This window comes from Acinetobacter sp. ANC 3882 (assembly GCF_022549545.1).
In the GTDB taxonomy this organism is placed as follows: Bacteria; Pseudomonadota; Gammaproteobacteria; order Pseudomonadales; family Moraxellaceae; genus Acinetobacter.
Genome location: NZ_JAKZGB010000001.1, coordinates 568,858 through 586,115, shown reverse-complemented (window position 1 = coordinate 586,115; position 17,258 = coordinate 568,858). Strand labels below are relative to the sequence as shown.

Sequence of the window (17,258 nt, the reverse complement as noted above, 5' to 3'; positions counted from 1 at the left end):
GCTATGCCTTGCTATGGGAAAATAAACACAAATTGAGGCTTAAAATTTGTATTTATGATGAAAAAATGGCTTTTCCTACCACTTTCATTTTTAGCTGTTCCGACTGTGAATGCGATGCAGCATGAAACCTTGCAATTGAATCATCAGAAATATGATGTCGTTAAAATAGAACAGCTCAATCAGTTGAAGCTATTCTTAAAACAAGCTCAAAGTAATCGTTATTATCAGAAGTTTGCCGCAATCCAGAACATGTTACCTGCCTGTGAGCAACTCAGTTTTGCAATGAATGCAGGAATGTATCATGCAGATTTCCAACCTGTGGGTTTGTATATCGAAAATGGGAAAGAGCTGACTAAGCTCAATGAAGCAAAGGGCTTTGGGAATTTCTTTATGCAGCCCAATGGTGTCGTTGCTTGGAATGATCATCATGCTGTAATTAAAACGACCGCTGATTATAAGCGAGATCCATTTAAAGCACAGTTTGCAACGCAATCAGGGCCCATGCTGATCTATAAGGGAAAAATTAACAATCAGTTTCTGGCTGACTCGAATTCATTAAAAATTAGAAATGGGGTCGGCGTTAAAGATAATCAGTTGTATTTTGTGATTTCACAGCAACGTGTCAGTTTTTATCAATTTGCACAATTTTTTAAGCAGCAATTGAGAATAGATAATGCGCTGTATTTGGATGGTTCGATTTCAAGTTTGTATTCAGCAAAAACTAAACGACATGATCAAACCTTTAATTTGGGGCCAATCGTCGCAGAAGTGAATAGAGAGAAGTGTAAGTCGCGCTGATACCCTAATCTCTTTATGCAAAGAGATTAGGGTAGGCTTATTTTTATTGGATAGGCGGGTTAATCATCGCAAGTAATTCTTTACGGCTGTAACCTCGAGAAATCAGTACTTTTTTAATGCCTTTAATGACATCTTCATCTGTTGCTTTAACTAAAGCATCCAACAGTTGTTCATTGGTTTTGCAAGAGCAATCATTTTCGACGCAAGAAGTTTGGTTCTTGTGTTCATTGTATTGTTCATCTGCATTGAACAGTTTTTGCCAAAAACTCATAGAGCCTTCATATACAACCTAACATAGCTCGAAATATAACCACTTTAAAATAAAATACAAGTCAGCTTAAGTGATAAAAGCAGCAGTTGAACTTCAATTTTTTCGATAATTCTTTGAATGTCTAACGAAATTATGACATTTGAATGACTTGACCTTTGAAAATTATCACTTTTTTATAAATATAGTTTGAATAAAAATAAAGGGTTACTCGAACCCTTTATAAATTACTGTTACGTTGAAATAATTTGTTTAAATCTTTTCGAGCAAAATACCTGATTCCACATGATGGGTAAAAGGGAACTGATCGAACATCGCAAACTTCACAATTCGATGTGTTTGACTGAGTATTTTTAAATTGTCGTGCAGGGTATCTGGGTTGCATGAAATATAAAGAATACGCTCAAAACCTTGTAATAGTTTAAGCGTTTCATCATCGATGCCTGCACGTGGAGGATCGACAAAAACCGTGTCAAAGTCGTAGCTTTGAATGTCGATCTCAGCTTCTTGTAAGCGTCTAAACTCACGTTCACCTTGATAGGCTTGGGTGAATTCTTCGGCAGATAAACGTGCAACCTGAATATTTTCGATCTGGTTCTGCTCAATGTTCCATTGCGCCGCATAGACCGAGGATTTGGCAAGTTCAGTTGCAAGAACACGTTTAAATTTTAATGACAGTGGTAGAGTGAAGTTACCATTACCACAGTACAATTCTAACAGGTCTTTTTCTGAAGCTTCCGCTGCATCACAAGCCCATTCCAACATATGTTGGCACACTTGCGCATTGGGTTGGGTAAAACTACTTTCAATTTGTTTATATTTAAAAGTACGGCCGTGAACATTGAGCTGTTCAACTACGTAGTCGTCACCAATAATCACTTTTTGACCGCGACTGCGACCCATAATTTTAATATTCAGCTTTTTTGCTAAGGCTTTGGCTGCAATTTCCCATTCAGCATCTAATTTACGATGGTAAATCAATGTGACTAACATTTCTCCACTTAAGCTTGAGAGAAAGTCTGCTTCGAAAACACGTTGCGATAGAATAGGAACTGCTTTTAATTCTTCTAATAAGCGCGGCATTAAATCATTAATGCTTCGATCTGCAATCGGAAACGCATCCACACGGATAACTTCTTTTTGTTTCCCATCTTCAGCACGTTCAAACATGGCATAGAACAAATCATCTTCGGTATGCCAGATACGAAATTCTGCGCGCATACGGAAATGTTGTTCAGGCGATTGAAATACTTCTAAAGCAGGTGGATTGAACGATGCAAATTGTGAGGTAATGCGTTCAACTTTCTCTTGAAGTTGCTGCTGGTAAGATACGGTCATAAAAAAGAAAACTACAGGTGAAATCTAAACGAGAATGGTATCAAAAAAGCGTGATAAGGTGCAGGGAAATTATGACATTCACTTATTTTATCTGTTTAATCTAGGGCGAGAATAGATTGAATGAAATCTGCTTTAATTTCCCGATATTGATCTTGAGAGAAGCCAACACATCTTTGTTTGAGCTGATTATATTGTTCGGTCAGATTAGGTGCATTTCTTAATCGGTCGCGAAAGATGAGGAAATTACAAAATTCGGAGCCTGTGACCACGATTTGCAATGCGGCATCGTGTAGTTGAGATTCCAACATACAAAGTTGATCAGTGCGTAGTGTATCAAGTTTTTCTTTAAAATTAAGCTGTTGTAATTTTTCAATGGTATCTAAAAAATGATGAGCGGGGACTTCTACATAAATATCTAAGTCACCTTTTGAAATTGCGTTTGGAATAGCAGATGAACCAATATGTTCAACAATAGCAAAAGGGGTAAGTTGCAGGATCTTATTTTTATAATCTTCAAAAAGTTGCTTACAAGCAGGTTGATATTGGTGTGCTGAGAAAAACTGCATATAAGTGATCTCATTTTGTTATTGCTATTTAAAGGTAACGTTAAAATAATAAAAAACCCGAACCATGTAAACATGATTCGGGCTAGGATGAGGAACGTTTGAAGTTCCGCAAGAGACTGAAAATTAGTCTTCAGATAAAGTCATCAAACTCGCATTACCACCTGCTGCTGCAGTGTTTACGCTAATTGCTCGTTCAATGACTAGGCGTTCTAAAGGAATTTGCTCGTTCACTTGAAGGTGAGTGATCCCCACGATTGCTCCAGAGCGGTTTGCAATCTTATGCTGTAAGTCAGTTAATTGTTCAACTGAACCTTGATGTAAAGCAGCATCAAAATGATCAGCTTCAACACTTGAAATCACAGTGATCGCATCTAATACATCTTTTGGTAAAGATGCTTTGTGTTTCACTAGGAATGCATTGTCTTTTAATACCGCTGCTGTGCTACCTACTGCGAAGATTGCTAGGAGTTGCTGCAATTGAGCAGCTTCATCATTGGCAATAGCAAGTACACGATGGCGAGGCAAGATAATGTATTGGTTGCTTTCACCTGTTGGACCTTGCAATTCATAGAACTTACCAACACCAAATGCTGGAATCGTTGGAATTGCTTGAGGCATATTTTTATTTGCCCATGACAACAAGTTTTGGTAAGCAACATTCGATACAGCATCAAAGCTAGAGATTTCAGCTTTCACCGCAAATGGTGTTGCTAATACTTTCTCAGAACAATGCTCCATCAAACGGTACATATAAAGTGGACCACCGGCTTTTGGACCAGTACCAGATAAGCCTTCACCACCAAATGGTTGAACGCCTACAACTGCACCCACGATATTACGGTTGATATATAAGTTACCTACTTCTGCGCGTTGAATAACCGTATTAATGGTTTCATCGATACGGGTATGTAGACCCATAGTCAAACCGTAACCTTTTGCATTGATACGATCGATCAATTGCTCAAGTTCACCGTACTTATAAGTGATGATATGCAATACAGGACCAAATACTTCACGTTCTAAGTCATCAAGATTTGGTAATTCGATCGCCGTTGGCGGAACGAAGGTACCTTGTGCAAGTGCTTGTTGGCTTGCAGCATCATTGAACATCAATTGATGAACAGGATAACCCTTAGATTTCATCTTTTGAATGTGCGTATCGATCGTTTGTTTTGCTTCGGTATCGATTACAGGACCAATATCAGTTTTTAAGATCGCAGGATGACCTACGATTAACTGCTGCATTGCACCTTTCAACATTTTGATGACGGTTGCGGCACTGTCTTCTTGAACACATAAGATACGCAGGGCAGAACAACGTTGACCTGCACTGTCAAATGCAGAACTGACAACATCGAGTACCACTTGTTCAGTTAGTGCAGAAGAATCGACGATCATCGCATTTTGACCACCTGTTTCCGCGATTAACGGAATCGGTTGACCATTTGGAGACAAGCGTTTTGCTACAGTCTTTTGCAAGATTTTTGCAACTTCTGTAGAGCCTGTGAACATAATGCCTTGAATACGATCATCTTGACTCAATTGAGCACCAACAGTTTCACCGCGACCTGGAAGAAGTTGAACCACACCGCGAGGTACGCCAGCTTCCCAAAGCATTTCAACTGCTTGAGCTGCAATCAGTGGTGTTTGTTCCGCAGGTTTTGCAATCACGCAGTTACCGCTAACTAAAGCAGCTGCAATCTGACCAGAGAAAATTGCAAGAGGGAAGTTCCATGGGCTGATACAAAGCACTGTACCTAATGGTTTTACTTGTGCATTGGCAGGTAAGTTTTCAATTTGCGTTGCGTAGTAACGTAGGAAATCGACCGCTTCACGAACTTCTGCAATGGCGTTGGCATAGGTTTTACCACTTTCACGGCAAAGCAATACCATCAACTCTTGAATGCGAGTTTCCATCAAATCGGCAGCACGTTTTAAACAAGCTGCACGTTCAACTTTGTCGGTCATATCCCAGCTTTGTTGTGCTTGCACAGCAGCTTCTAGTGCCAGTTGTACATCTGCACTGGTTGCTTCATTGACATGACCAACCACTTCACTATTTTGTGCAGGGTTTGTAATTGCAATTGCATTACTTTGATCGTGAACTGTTGATTCAAAACCAAGCAGTGGCTTACTGTTCCACACGTGGTTACGAAGTTTTTGTGCAGTTGCATCTAAATCTGTTAATGGTTGATCGTTATTCAGATCGAAGCCATTTGAATTTGGACGTAATGGGTAAAGATCATGCGGAAGTGGGATCGCAGGGTGTTTTAAGCCAAGCTGACCTTCTTCTTGTGCTGAAGTTTGAATGTCTTTGATTGGAGACTGGATTAGGTCTTCAACTTTCAAGGTCTTATCAGCAATACGGTTTACGAATGAAGTATTGGCACCATTTTCAAGTAAACGACGGACCAAGTAAGCCAATAATGTTTCATGGTTACCAACCGGTGCGTAAACACGGCATGGAACCCCTAATTTACCATCTTCTTTAGAACCGACAACTTGTTCGTACAATGGCTCGCCCATACCATGCAAGCACTGGAACTCGTATTGACCTGGGTAGTATTTGCTTGGATCTGCCAAGGTGTAGATCGTTGCAAGTGATTGCGCATTGTGTGTCGCAAATTGCGGATAAACTTGATCTGGTGCTGCAAGTAATTTTTTCGCACATGCAATGTATGACAAATCAGTGTGTACTTTACGGGTAAACACAGGATAGTCGGTCATACCATCAATTTGCGCTTTCTTGATTTCGCTGTCCCAATACGCACCTTTCACCAAACGGATCATCAGGCGTTTGTTGCTGCGTTTTGCAAGATCAACAATATAATCAACAACGTAGAAACAACGTTTTTGGTAAGCTTGAATAACGAAGCCAATGCCTTTCCAATCCGCAAGCTTTGGTTCGAAACACAAACGCTCAAGTAATTCGAGAGAAATTTCTAAACGTTCAGATTCTTCTGCATCGATGTTTAAGCCGATGTCATAGTGTTTTGCCAAGCACGCAAGTTCAAAAACTTTGTTGTAAAGTTCGTGATGTACACGATCAATTTGCGCACGTTGATAACGTGGGTGCAATGCAGAAAGCTTGATTGAGATACCAGGGCCATCGTAAACACCACGACCATTTGATGCTTTACCAATGGCATGAATCGCTTGCGTGTAGTCGTTATAATAACGCTCAGCATCATGTTCAGTAAGTGCAGCTTCACCCAACATGTCGTATGAGTAACGGAAACCTTTGTGTTCAAATGGTTTTGCATGATCAAGTGCTTCTTCGATGGTTTCACCAGTAACGAACTGTTCACCCATCATACGCATTGCAACGTCAACCGCTTTACGGATGATACCACGACCACTACGCGCCAAAAGACCCGTTAATACGCTAGACAAGCTGGTTTGCTTAGGTGTTTCCATTAACTTGCCAGTTAACATCAAACCCCATGCAGCAGCGTTGACGAACATCAGGTTACTTTGACCTACGTGTTCTTTCCAGTTGCCTTGGTTGATTTTGTCACGAATCAATAAGTCGCGGGTTGCTGTATCTGGAATACGAAGCAAAGCTTCTGCCAAACACATAAGCGCAACACCTTCTTGCGAAGAAAGTGAGAACTCTTGAAGTAAACCTTGAACAATACCAGCTTTACCAGCCGAGCTTTTACGCTCACGTAAATTATGCGCTAGGCTAAAAGCAAGTTCATAAATTTTGTGGTCAAGATCAGGAGAAATGTTTGCTGCTTCAGCGAGTACAGCGACTGCTTCAGGCTCAGCACGTCGCCAAGCTGTATTAATGCGTTGCTCAAACTCACTTTTTTCTTTAAATTCGGTAATATAACCGTCTATGTGAGCTGTTTCCATTTGTGCGGGAGTATCCAATGTATTCATACTAAATTCCAATAACAATCTCTAGAACATATTGAGTAGAGAGGTTTAGATAATTTATGATTACAGAATGAAACCCGAGTAACTCACTATAATTTACTTATTTTTTAGAGGAAAATTCAGTTGAATGGCCCTATTTATGCGTTAGATCGAACTGATCTAAAAATTCTGGATATTCTTCAAGCAGATGGGAGAATTTCTAATAGTAAATTAGCAGAACTCGTGAACCTATCACCGACTGCGGTGATGGCGCGTGTCCAGAAGCTGACCAAGGATGAATTCATCTTGGGATATGAGGCAAAACTCAATCCCAACAAGCTGAATGCAAGCTTTTTGGTCTTTGTTGAAGTACTGCTGGATAAAACTACCCCACATGTTTTGGATGATTTTATTGATGCCGTAACGCAATATCCAGAAATTGTGGAATGCCATATGGTCAGTGGCGGTTTTGATTTTCTGATTAAACTACGTAGTGCAGGGATGGAAGAGTTCCGTCGTATTGCAGGGCAGATATTATGGCAATTACCGGGGGTGAAGGAAACTCGAAGTTACCCAGTGATGCAGGTCGTGAAAGACAGTTCAAAAATAAAAATTAAATCAAAAACAAAATTTTAAGCAAAAGAAAAGGGGCTCTAGGGCCCCTTAAATTTTCATTCAAGAATTATTTCATTTCACGTGCATAGATTTCGTCAGCTTGTTCAAAACGACTGGTTACCGCAGCATTTGGTGCTTTACCCAGTAAGCTCACCACCACGATACTGATCAAAGCAAAAACGAAGCCTGGGATAATTTCGTATACGCCTGTATGGCCAAAGAAGTTTTTCCACAAGATTACAGTCAATGCACCAACAATCATGCCCACCAACGCGCCGTTTAACGTCATACGTTTCCAGAACAATGAAAGAATAATCAACGGACCAAAAGCAGCACCGAAACCAGCCCATGCATAAGCAACTAAGCCAAGAACCTTACTTTCTGGGTTTTGTGCAAGCGAGAGAGCAAGCATTGCAACGGCGATTACCATTGCACGACCAATCCACACCAGTTCTTTTTGAGATGCATTTTTACGGATAAAGCCTTTGTACAAATCTTCGGTCAAGGCACTAGAGCATACTAATAACTGGCAACTCAAGGTACTCATGATTGCAGATAAGATTGCAGCTAGGATTACACCAACAACCCAAGGGTTAAATAAAATTTTGGTGAGTTCCATAAACACAGTTTCAGGGTTAGCCGTTACTGCTGCTGCAAATTCTGGATGCATTTGGAAGTAAGCAATACCGATAAAGCCTGAACCTACTGCGCCAGCAAGGCATAAAATCATCCATGTCATACCAATACGGCGTGCAGCTGGGATTGATTTTACAGAATCAGCAGCCATGAAACGCACAAGAATATGTGGTTGACCAAAATAACCTAGACCCCAAGCTGCAGCTGAAAGAATCGCAACAAAACTTAAGTTAGTCGCAAAATCAAAAGCATGAGGGCGTACAGATTCAACGACTGCAGTAAACTCTTCCATACCAATGCCTAAAGACATGTAAGTTACGATAGGAAGCAGTAACAATGCGAAAATCATCAAGCCTGCTTGGAAAGTATCGGTCCAGCTGATTGCTAAGAAACCACCAATACAAACATAACCAATTGTCGCGAATGCACCCAGCCATAACGCTGTTGAGTAAGGCAAATGGAACAATGTTTCAAATAAACGTGCACCAGCGACCATGCCAGAAGCACAATAAATCGCAAAGAATACAAGAATAATCAATGCAGATGTGACGCGTAGGATTTTCTTCTGATCATCAAAACGACCGGTAAAATAATCTGGCAAGGTCAAAGCGTTATTTTGTACTTCAGTATGTACACGTAAACGACCTGCAACCAAGTACCAGTTTAACCATGCGCCAATAATCAAGCCGATGGCAATCCATGATTCTGACAAGCCAGTTAAGTAAATAGCGCCAGGTAAGCCCATGAGTAACCAACCACTCATGTCTGATGCACCCGCAGATAAAGCGGTTACAAAACTGCCTAGACTTCGGCCTCCGAGAATATAATCATCAAGGTTTTTAGTAGAAAAATAGGCGTATAAACCGATGCCAAGCATGGCGGCGATATATACCACGAATACAACAACAGTGGGGTTAGAAAAATTCATAATGGATGCCTGTCCTTACATATCCATAATTTGCAATCACACCTGAATAGCTAAAAAAATGATTTACTATTCTTGGGATTGATAAGGTCACAGATTCAAGCACAAATGATTTTTAAAACACTGTTATGTTTATGTATATTATTTGTATATTTTGTGTAATTTAAATTAAGTATATGAATCTTAATTTTTTAATTCAAAAAATAGGATTTTTTCCCGTCAAAAAAACAGAATCTGGTGTTCAAAAATAAATCATAATGTATTTAAAAGTTACAATTCATCAAATGTACATGTGTAGATTAAATTTGTTGAGCTAAAAATCAAACAAAAACTATGACACATGCTGTTACAAAGACAACAATCCAGAGAAATTTCACTATAAAAAAATATAATGTTAAGCAGTTTTGCTAATGAAAAATCAGTTGGAATATTTCATATTAGTTCATTGCACCATAAGGGTGCATTGTCTGAGAGAAATGCAAGTGGAAACGGTTCAAGCGGCAACGATAAGAATAGAGCATGATTTGCTCGGTGCAAAAGAAGTTCCAGCAGATTGTTATTATGGAATTCATACACTGCGCGCAATTGAAAATTTTAAAATTTCTTCGCAAAAAGTTGGACAAAATGGCTACTTTATTCGTGCATTGGCTCAAGTAAAGAAAGCTTCGGCTCAAGCGAACTTAAGTTTTGGTCAATTAACAGAAGAACAAAGTTTGGCGATTCAGCATGCTTGTGATGCTTTAATGACTGAAACTGAAAAATGGCAAGATGCATTCCCGATTGATATTTATCAGGGCGGTGCAGGCACTTCAATTAATATGAATACCAATGAAGTCATTGCAAATATTGCACTTGAATCATTAGGCCATCAAAAAGGTCAATATGACGTGATTCATCCAAATGATCACGTCAATAAGTCACAATCAACCAATGATGTTTATCCAACCGCGATTCGTCTATCAACCTATTGTTCTTTAGATGCTTTATTCACGCAAATGGATAAGTTGATTACTTCATTTGAAAATAAAGCAATTGAGTTCCGTTATGTATTAAAAATGGGGCGTACCCAATTGCAAGATGCTGTGCCGATGACACTCGGACAAGAGTTTCATGCTTTTGCGACCTTATTAAAAGAAGATGTGCGCTTGATTAAGCGTACTCGAGAAATGTTACTTGAAGTGAATCTGGGTGCGACAGCCATCGGTACAGGTGTAAATACACCAAAAGGTTATGCCATCAAGGCCGTTTCCTGTTTAAAAGAGATTACAGGTTTGAATCTGGTCGGTGCCGAAGATTATGTTGAAGCAACCAGTGACTGCGGTGTATTCATTATCTTATCCAGTACATTAAAACGTCTTGCATGCAAACTTTCTAAAATTAGCAATGACTTACGTTTGCTTAGTTCAGGACCACGTACAGGTTTAGGTGAAATTCAATTGCCTGAATTGCAAGCTGGTTCTTCGATCATGCCTGCAAAAGTAAATCCTGTCATTCCTGAAGTGGTCAATCAGATTGCTTTTAAAGTGATTGGAAATGATTTAACCATTACTTTTGCGGCAGAAGCTGGTCAGTTACAGCTGAATGTGATGGAACCTGTGATTGCCATTTCACTGAATGAATCAATTGAATTGCTTACACATGCAATTCAGAGCTTGGATGAAAAATGTGTACGCGGTATCAAGGCACATGAACAGGCTTGCCATGATGCGGTGATGCGTAGTGTTGGAATTATCACTTTGCTTGATCCATTATTAGGCCATACGCTCTGCGATGAGATTGGTAAACAATGTATTGCTGAGAACAAAACCATTCAAGAGGTTGTTTTAGAGCGCGGTTTACTGACACAAACTCAACTTGATGAGATTTTCTCTTTTGAAAATTTGGTTTCAGAAGTTGATGGTATCCAAGTCGATTATGTTGCTTAAATCCTAAGCGAATAATTTTTTATTAAAGCCCAGTTCAAACCGAATTGGGCTTTTTTACTTGCACTGAAAAATAATGGATTTGTGAAATAATTTGATCGGGTCAATACAACGCTTTATTCCTGTGATCAAGTCATCTGACATATTACAGATCATTACAGAGTATGTGGTTGTCTTAGCTAAGTGGGTAACCTATGGTCTAAGAGGTGTCTTAAGAACACCAATGCTTAACAACAATAAATAAGTGAAATAATGAAGGTAGAATAATGATGATGCGACATTTAATTAAACGTAGTTTAATCTCGTTTGGAATATTGGTACTACCTGTTGTGCCATCTTTGGTTTTTGCACATGGCTATGTACTTAAACCTGAATCTCGTGCTTACGCCTGTAAGCTTAATAAAAATGCACAATGTGGAAGCATTGTCTGGGAACCGCAAAGCTTAGAAGCACCGAAAGGTTTTCCACAGTCTGGGCCACCAGATGGACAGATTGCCAATGCGAATCTGAGTCAATTTTCAGAACTGAATGCGCAATCGCCAACACGATGGGTAAAAACAAATTTACCCACTGGCCCCAATGATTTTACTTGGCAATTTACGGCACAACATGTGAGCCAAGGCTGGCGTTATTTTATCACGAAGCAAGGGTGGAATCCTTCAGTAACGTTGGCACGTAGTGCTTTTGATCTTAATCCCTTTTGTAGTGTGGATGGGAAATATCAAAAACCTGCAAGTGTGGTCACACATCGTTGTAATGTGCCAGCAGATCGGAGCGGATATCATGTCATTTTAGCCATTTGGGATATCGGTGATACCAGCAATGCTTTTTATAATGTCATTGATGTAAATGTTGGCTCAGGAAATCCAACCACACCAGTCGATCCACAGCCTCCGAAACCTGTTCAAAGTTGGAATGATATTGGTGATATCAATCCGCTTGATGACTTATTGCAAAATGATCGGGTATCGACGCGTGTGTTTGATCGTAATGGTGAAAATTCAAATTTAAAAACAGAATTACTGATTACAAGTACCGCCAACGGCAGTCGAAATATTTGGCCACGCTTATTAGCAGAAGCGATTAATCGAGAGCATAGGGCGTTACGGGCAGGCGTTAAAAATACAAACAGTGAGATTGTGCCAGTCAGTGGGAAAAATGATGTTTATAGTAGTTTAAATAGTGGCATCCAACGTGTTGAAATCAAAATTGAGCGTGCACCGATCAGTGGTGGTGGTTCTTATGATTTTGTTTATCCGAAGAATATCAGTACATATAAAGCAGGAACCAAGGTGTTGGGCAGCGATGGGCGTATTTATCAGTGTAAGCCATTTCCTTATAGCGGTTGGTGTACGATTCAAGCACATCAATATGTTCCAGCCACTGGTTCGAACTGGCAGGATGCGTGGATTCTCGTAAAATAATAGTCAGTGTAGAAATAAAAAAACCGAGCGAATACATCACTCGGTTTTTTGAATATTCAAGATTTAAAAAATTATAAACCTGACTCATAGTCGCTGTTTGAAAGTAACTTTTCAACATCTGCCATATTGTCTGGTTTGATCTTATAAATCCAGCCTTTACCATAAGGTTCATCATTGACAAAGTCAGGGTCATCTTCAAGCTCAGTATTGACTTCAACTACGGTGCCTGACACAGGTGCATGGATGTCAGATGCTGTTTTTACTGACTCAACAATACCTGCTTGTTCAGTTGCGGTTACATGGCTGCCAACTTCAGGCGTTTCCACATAAACTAAATCACCCAACTCATCTTGTGCATGGTCAGTAATCCCTGTTACAACGAGGTCACCCTCAATTCTTACCCATTCATGCGTACGTGCATATTTCAATTCCGCTGGATGATTCATGACAACTCCTTAACAATCTGTCGCATCATTTTATTGGCTTTATACAGGTTTTTTAATCAAAACAAAAGTTTTGGTAATGAAGGGTTTAGCTATGCATAAACCCACAACATTTTACAATCTTACAAATAAGGGTCTTTGCGCCAGTTACTTGGACTACGACCACTCCAACGCTTAAATGCTCGGCTAAAATTTGCAACATCTGAATAGCCGAGCTCATCTGCAATTTGTTCTAGACTATAATCTGTTCGAGACAGTAAAGACGTTGCATGACGGTAACGAACTTCATCAACTAAGGTTGAGAAGGAGGTTCCTTCTGCTGCCAATTGACGTTTCAAGGTTCGATCTGACATATGCAGACGTTCAGCCACATTTTCAATACTTAAATAATGCTGTTCTGAATTGGTCAGAATATCACGGACTCGCATTGCTAAACGACGGCGTTCGCCCAGTGCTGATAATTCGGTTTCACATTGATTAATTGCAATCTGACTGGCAATCGCATCTGCATTGACCATCTTTAAGCCAAGATATTTTTTATCAAAGCTAGAAATCAAATGTGGCTGATTAAAGCGGACTGTACTGGTTAAACGGTCTTTATATTTATCAAAGCCTGCTGGTTCAGCAAAATCTAAGTCAACTTCACCTTTTAAATCATCAATTCCAGTTAAGGCTTTGGCCATGGTCATGATACCAATGGTTAAACCTAAAATGATTTCGGTGCGTAAGGGCTCAACTTCAATATCACATTGGAGCTGTAAGGTCGCTTTTGGACCGAAGGTGGAAAAATAGAGTTGTAAAAAGGGAAGGCGTAACTGAATGAAACGACTTGCCAATGCAATCGCATCCGTGATGTCATGCGCCGTCATAATGGCATAGCCGATAAAGCCATGAATGGAAATACGCATTTGCGTACCTAGATGAAAGCCAAGTGTACTTTCACCAGTCAAACGCAAAGCGTGTTTCACCAATTCATTCGCAATCGGTGTTGGAATTCGATAGTTTGGATCAGCCAACTGTTCACTCGTTAAATGAAATGGAGCAAACAATGTTTCATCGCTATATCCCCAGCGAGAAACAACATCTAATAGCAATAAGCCATAGACGCCTGGTATTCCTTGATCTTGACGAGTTGAGGTTGTTTTCATGTGCTTTCCGTGGCGCTCATCAATTTTGCCAATATCTTTTAAACATTTAAGTCTTAAACATCTTTACATGAAATAAAATTATCAATCATAAAAATTGTTGGACAAAAGAGTCACCGAATGTTCAACAATCAAATTGCTTTTCTAAAGACTAGAATTTTGGTTGTAGATATTAATAGCACATCACCATGTTGGTTCAAAGCTTGTGTCACGTAGCTGACGATACCACGATCATTTTTTGTTTTAGATGGCACAATTGCAGTAATTTCAACTTCAACATGAATTTTATCGCCAGCACGGGTTGGGCGTGGCCAGCGCAAACTTGACTCTGTACCTAACAGTCCACCGGCTACTGGAAAGCATTCTGTCCATAGACGCATGGTGACAGCTGAGGTATGCCAGCCACTTGCTGCTAAACCTTGAAAAATGGGGTGTTGTGCCGCAGCTTGTTCATCTAAATGAAAAGGTTGGGGATCATATTGGCCTGCAAATTGTTTCACTTCTTCAAGTGTCATTTCATATTCACGGCTACTAAAGCGATCACCAACATTTAAGTCTTCTAAATACAACATTATTCTGTGTCCTGAGTCACTCGCTGTTCAACTAGAAAACCACCAGTTTGGCGTTTCCATAATTGTGCATACAAGCCATCATTGGCAATCAATTCCTCATGTGTTCCTTGTTCAGCAATTCGACCTTGATCAAGGACAATAAGGCGATCCATTTGAGCAATAGTAGATAAACGGTGTGCAATTGCAATGACTGTTTTGCCAACCATCAAGTCATTTAAACTACTTTGAATCGCTGCTTCGACTTCCGAATCAAGTGCGCTGGTTGCTTCATCAAGGATGAGAATAGGGGCATCTTTTAAGAAAACACGTGATATTGCAATACGTTGACGCTGTCCACCAGAAAGTTTTACACCGCGTTCACCGACATAGGCATCATAACCAACCCGACCTTTTTGGTCCGTGAGTTGTGGAATGAATTCTTCTGCTCTTGCTTTTTTAACCGCAAGTTGGACTTCGGCTTCAGTCGCATTTGGACGACCATATTTAATATTTTCAGCAACAGTACGGTGTAATAAAGAGGTATCTTGCGTTACTAAGGCGATATTGGCGCGTAAGCTATCTTGAGTTACATCATGAATATTTTGACCATCAATCAAAATACGACCTTGGTTGATATCGTAAAAATGCAGCAGTAATTGGATCAGTGTCGATTTACCGGCACCAGATCGTCCAACAACGCCAATTTTTTCACCAGGTTTGATGGTTAAGTTAAAATGCTCAATGACATTTTTTTTGTTATAAGCAAAGCTAACGTCCTCAAATCGGATCTCACCATGCTGAACTTTTAATGTAGTCGCATCTTTCTTGTCTTGAATTTGGATCTGTTTACCTAAGGTGGTCATGCCATCCTGAATGGTACCGACATTTTCAAACAGCATGGTCACATGCCACATTAAAAACTCAGCCATACTATCGAGCTTCAATACCATCGCCGTGGTCGCTGCAATAACCCCAATAGCAGCTTGCCCTTGTGTCCATAACCAAACTGAAGTACCAATGACACCAATGTATAGAAATGCACTGAGTAAACGAATGCTGATTTCGTATTTGACCCCTAAACGCATTTGTTTATAAACCGTCACCATAAATTCTTGCATGGATTCTTTGGCATATTGGCTTTCACGGCCTGCATGAGCAAAGAGTTTTACGGTTTGGATGTTGGTATAAGCATCGGTAATACGGCCTGTCATCACCGCACGTGAATCCGCTTGTTTTTTCGATATTTTACCTAAACGGGGGATAAAATAGCTGGCAATCACAATGAAAAAAACCAACCACAACATTAAAGGAATAATCAGGATAGGAGAAATAGAGCCTAATACCACACTAATCGTAATGAAGTAGATCAGTACATAGACCAGCATATCGCCTAAAATCATCCAGAATTCGCGTACAGCCAAAGCGGTTTGCATGACCTTGGCAGAAAGACGCCCTGCGAAGTCAGTATGGAAGAAGTCTAGGCTTTGTTGTAGTAACAAGTTATGAAAGCGCCAACGCATACGCATTGGGAAATTACTAAACAAAACTTGGTGTTTGACCACAGATTGCAGGCTGACAAAGAAAATATTGGCAAACAGGATGCTAATCAGGATGGTGAGGTTTTGTTGATTATTTTCTAAAAATGTACTCGGATGGCTTTGTGTCAGCCAATCGACCAATTTACCAATATAAGAGAAAAATAATGCTTCAAAGCTTGCAGCGGCTGCGGTGCATGCAATCAAGATAAATAGATAAGGTCGGATACCTTTGGTTGCTTGCCAAACGAAAGCAAAAAAAGTAGTCGGTAATGGTTTGTTTAAGTCTTTCGTTGGATAGGGATCAACTAATTTTTCAAACCATTGCAGCATGCCGCATTTCCTCTGATTATGTCTTACGATTCAGCTCACCTCTGTAGGATAACAGAAAATAAGATGAGAAACGGCAAAAGAAAACAAATGATGCGTATCAAGATTCTTGTAGAAAGGGCGTTTTAATTTAGAACAGAGCGAGTGTTTTGGAGTATTCATAATTATGAAGCAATAGGTTTAAAATAAATAAAGTGAATTTAAGTAAGGCGTATATGTAGCTTAATTTTGCTGTTAAATATATTTTTAAAATTTGGGATGAAAATATCGAGATAATTTTATTTTTATTTAGAATACCTTAATATGCTGTGTTTTTAATCTTAATTAAAGTGTGGGTCGGATTTTATGTGTGATGGTGATATAATAGATGAAAATTAATATATATTGAAACGGTGATGAGAATAATAGTTACAGCTATATTTATGCTTTTCTTAAGTATAAGTCATGCAGGAAATATTAATAGTTTTAGAGAAAATTACGTCAATTTGTCTGATGCTTATTTCAAATCTCTAGATGATCAAATTCAATTCGAATATGGCTTGAAAGGGAAGGAAAAATCCAATATTGAGCAATTAGAGGCAAAACAAAAAGAGTGCTTGGTTGAAAAGAGCAAAATGAATTTGCATCAACTCATTATTGATCGTTATTCAGCTTATCAGCGTTATATGCAAGACATAGATGAAAGCATCCAGACAAAAAATGAATTTAAGCTTAATCAAAATGTAGCTCAGGAACATTATCTTGCGCTCAAAAATGAATTAAAGAAAACCCAGTTTTCATGTTGATTGATAGTAGATTGGGTAGGTTTTTTTGAGATGTTTTGATTTATCCAAGCTTTTTAGACTCAAGAGTGTCTATAACGTAACACATCCTTAAACGTGTTAAGGATGTGGATGTGAGC

The 17,258-nt window shown here is 39.4% G+C and carries 14 protein-coding genes; 5 read left to right on the top strand and 9 right to left on the bottom strand.

Annotated elements, in window-relative coordinates; genetic code table 11:
• The first annotated feature begins 54 nt into the window (after window positions 1-54).
• Complete coding sequence (locus MMO42_RS02945) at window positions 55-798, top strand: phosphodiester glycosidase family protein (RefSeq protein ID WP_241319237.1); 744 nt, start codon at window positions 55-57, stop codon at window positions 796-798.
• A 43-nt stretch (window positions 799-841) separates the two neighbouring features.
• Here MMO42_RS02945 and MMO42_RS02940 read toward each other — a convergent pair whose 3' ends face one another.
• The 4 genes from MMO42_RS02940 to putA form a co-directional block, all read right to left on the bottom strand.
• Window positions 842-1,069 (bottom strand): hypothetical protein, encoded by a 228-nt coding sequence (locus tag MMO42_RS02940; protein WP_005152392.1) that lies wholly within the window; start codon window positions 1,067-1,069, stop codon window positions 842-844.
• A 249-nt stretch (window positions 1,070-1,318) separates the two neighbouring features.
• Window positions 1,319-2,404 carry a tRNA (uridine(54)-C5)-methyltransferase TrmA gene (gene trmA / locus MMO42_RS02935; RefSeq protein WP_241319235.1) on the bottom strand — a complete coding sequence of 362 codons (1,086 nt, stop codon included), beginning with the start codon at window positions 2,402-2,404 and terminating at the stop codon, window positions 1,319-1,321.
• A 95-nt stretch (window positions 2,405-2,499) separates the two neighbouring features.
• Window positions 2,500-2,970, bottom strand: a complete 471-nt coding sequence (locus tag MMO42_RS02930; RefSeq protein WP_241319234.1) for a GrpB family protein — start codon at window positions 2,968-2,970, stop codon at window positions 2,500-2,502.
• Window positions 2,971-3,093: 123 nt separating this feature from the next.
• Window positions 3,094-6,855: a trifunctional transcriptional regulator/proline dehydrogenase/L-glutamate gamma-semialdehyde dehydrogenase gene (gene putA / locus MMO42_RS02925; RefSeq protein ID WP_241319232.1), complete on the bottom strand. Its 3,762-nt coding sequence runs from the start codon at window positions 6,853-6,855 to the stop codon at window positions 3,094-3,096.
• Between the two features lie 120 nt (window positions 6,856-6,975).
• On the opposite strand from putA, the gene MMO42_RS02920 reads away from it, so the two are divergent.
• Window positions 6,976-7,467, top strand: a complete 492-nt coding sequence (locus MMO42_RS02920; RefSeq protein WP_005152404.1) for an Lrp/AsnC ligand binding domain-containing protein — start codon at window positions 6,976-6,978, stop codon at window positions 7,465-7,467.
• A 46-nt stretch (window positions 7,468-7,513) separates the two neighbouring features.
• Here MMO42_RS02920 and putP read toward each other — a convergent pair whose 3' ends face one another.
• Entirely contained in the window at window positions 7,514-9,010 is a 1,497-nt protein-coding gene (gene putP / locus MMO42_RS02915; protein ID WP_241319230.1) for a sodium/proline symporter PutP, read from the bottom strand.
• Window positions 9,011-9,483: 473 nt separating this feature from the next.
• On the opposite strand from putP, the gene aspA reads away from it, so the two are divergent.
• Window positions 9,484-10,932, top strand: coding sequence for an aspartate ammonia-lyase (gene aspA, locus MMO42_RS02910; protein ID WP_241319228.1), 1,449 nt, complete (start codon window positions 9,484-9,486; stop codon window positions 10,930-10,932).
• 263 nt (window positions 10,933-11,195) lie between these two features.
• Window positions 11,196-12,353 carry a lytic polysaccharide monooxygenase gene (locus MMO42_RS02905; protein ID WP_241319226.1) on the top strand — a complete coding sequence of 386 codons (1,158 nt, stop codon included), beginning with the start codon at window positions 11,196-11,198 and terminating at the stop codon, window positions 12,351-12,353.
• A gap of 71 nt (window positions 12,354-12,424) precedes the next feature.
• Here the strand turns inward: MMO42_RS02905 and gcvH are convergent, their stop codons facing one another.
• The 4 genes from gcvH to MMO42_RS02885 form a co-directional block, all read right to left on the bottom strand.
• Window positions 12,425-12,799 carry a glycine cleavage system protein GcvH gene (gcvH, locus tag MMO42_RS02900; RefSeq protein WP_005152409.1) on the bottom strand — a complete coding sequence of 125 codons (375 nt, stop codon included), beginning with the start codon at window positions 12,797-12,799 and terminating at the stop codon, window positions 12,425-12,427.
• Between the two features lie 119 nt (window positions 12,800-12,918).
• Window positions 12,919-13,944, bottom strand: a complete 1,026-nt coding sequence (locus MMO42_RS02895) for an AraC family transcriptional regulator (protein WP_005293412.1) — start codon at window positions 13,942-13,944, stop codon at window positions 12,919-12,921.
• Window positions 13,945-14,072: 128 nt separating this feature from the next.
• A complete protein-coding gene (locus MMO42_RS02890; protein ID WP_005293415.1) occupies window positions 14,073-14,513 on the bottom strand; it encodes a MaoC family dehydratase in 441 nt (146 codons plus the stop codon).
• Window positions 14,513-16,360, bottom strand: a complete 1,848-nt coding sequence (locus MMO42_RS02885; protein ID WP_241319216.1) for an ABC transporter ATP-binding protein — start codon at window positions 16,358-16,360, stop codon at window positions 14,513-14,515. The genes MMO42_RS02890 and MMO42_RS02885 overlap by 1 nt, the downstream gene beginning before the upstream one ends.
• A 419-nt stretch (window positions 16,361-16,779) precedes the next feature.
• On the opposite strand from MMO42_RS02885, the gene MMO42_RS02880 reads away from it, so the two are divergent.
• Window positions 16,780-17,142, top strand: coding sequence for a hypothetical protein (locus tag MMO42_RS02880; protein WP_241319581.1), 363 nt, complete (start codon window positions 16,780-16,782; stop codon window positions 17,140-17,142).
• The last annotated feature ends 116 nt before the right edge of the window (window positions 17,143-17,258 follow it).

Coding starts and splice junctions, on each gene's coding strand:
- MMO42_RS02945 (WP_241319237.1), top strand. CDS start 55: ATGATGAAAAAATGGCTTTTCCTACCACTTTCATTTTTAGCTGTTCCG.
- MMO42_RS02940 (WP_005152392.1), bottom strand. CDS start 1,069: ATGAGTTTTTGGCAAAAACTGTTCAATGCAGATGAACAATACAATGAA.
- trmA (WP_241319235.1), bottom strand. CDS start 2,404: ATGACCGTATCTTACCAGCAGCAACTTCAAGAGAAAGTTGAACGCATT.
- MMO42_RS02930 (WP_241319234.1), bottom strand. CDS start 2,970: ATGCAGTTTTTCTCAGCACACCAATATCAACCTGCTTGTAAGCAACTT.
- putA (WP_241319232.1), bottom strand. CDS start 6,855: ATGAATACATTGGATACTCCCGCACAAATGGAAACAGCTCACATAGAC.
- putP (WP_241319230.1), bottom strand. CDS start 9,010: ATGAATTTTTCTAACCCCACTGTTGTTGTATTCGTGGTATATATCGCC.
- aspA (WP_241319228.1), top strand. CDS start 9,484: ATGCAAGTGGAAACGGTTCAAGCGGCAACGATAAGAATAGAGCATGAT.
- MMO42_RS02905 (WP_241319226.1), top strand. CDS start 11,196: ATGATGATGCGACATTTAATTAAACGTAGTTTAATCTCGTTTGGAATA.
- gcvH (WP_005152409.1), bottom strand. CDS start 12,799: ATGAATCATCCAGCGGAATTGAAATATGCACGTACGCATGAATGGGTA.
- MMO42_RS02895 (WP_005293412.1), bottom strand. CDS start 13,944: ATGAAAACAACCTCAACTCGTCAAGATCAAGGAATACCAGGCGTCTAT.
- MMO42_RS02890 (WP_005293415.1), bottom strand. CDS start 14,513: ATGTTGTATTTAGAAGACTTAAATGTTGGTGATCGCTTTAGTAGCCGT.
- MMO42_RS02885 (WP_241319216.1), bottom strand. CDS start 16,360: ATGCTGCAATGGTTTGAAAAATTAGTTGATCCCTATCCAACGAAAGAC.
- MMO42_RS02880 (WP_241319581.1), top strand. CDS start 16,780: ATGCTTTTCTTAAGTATAAGTCATGCAGGAAATATTAATAGTTTTAGA.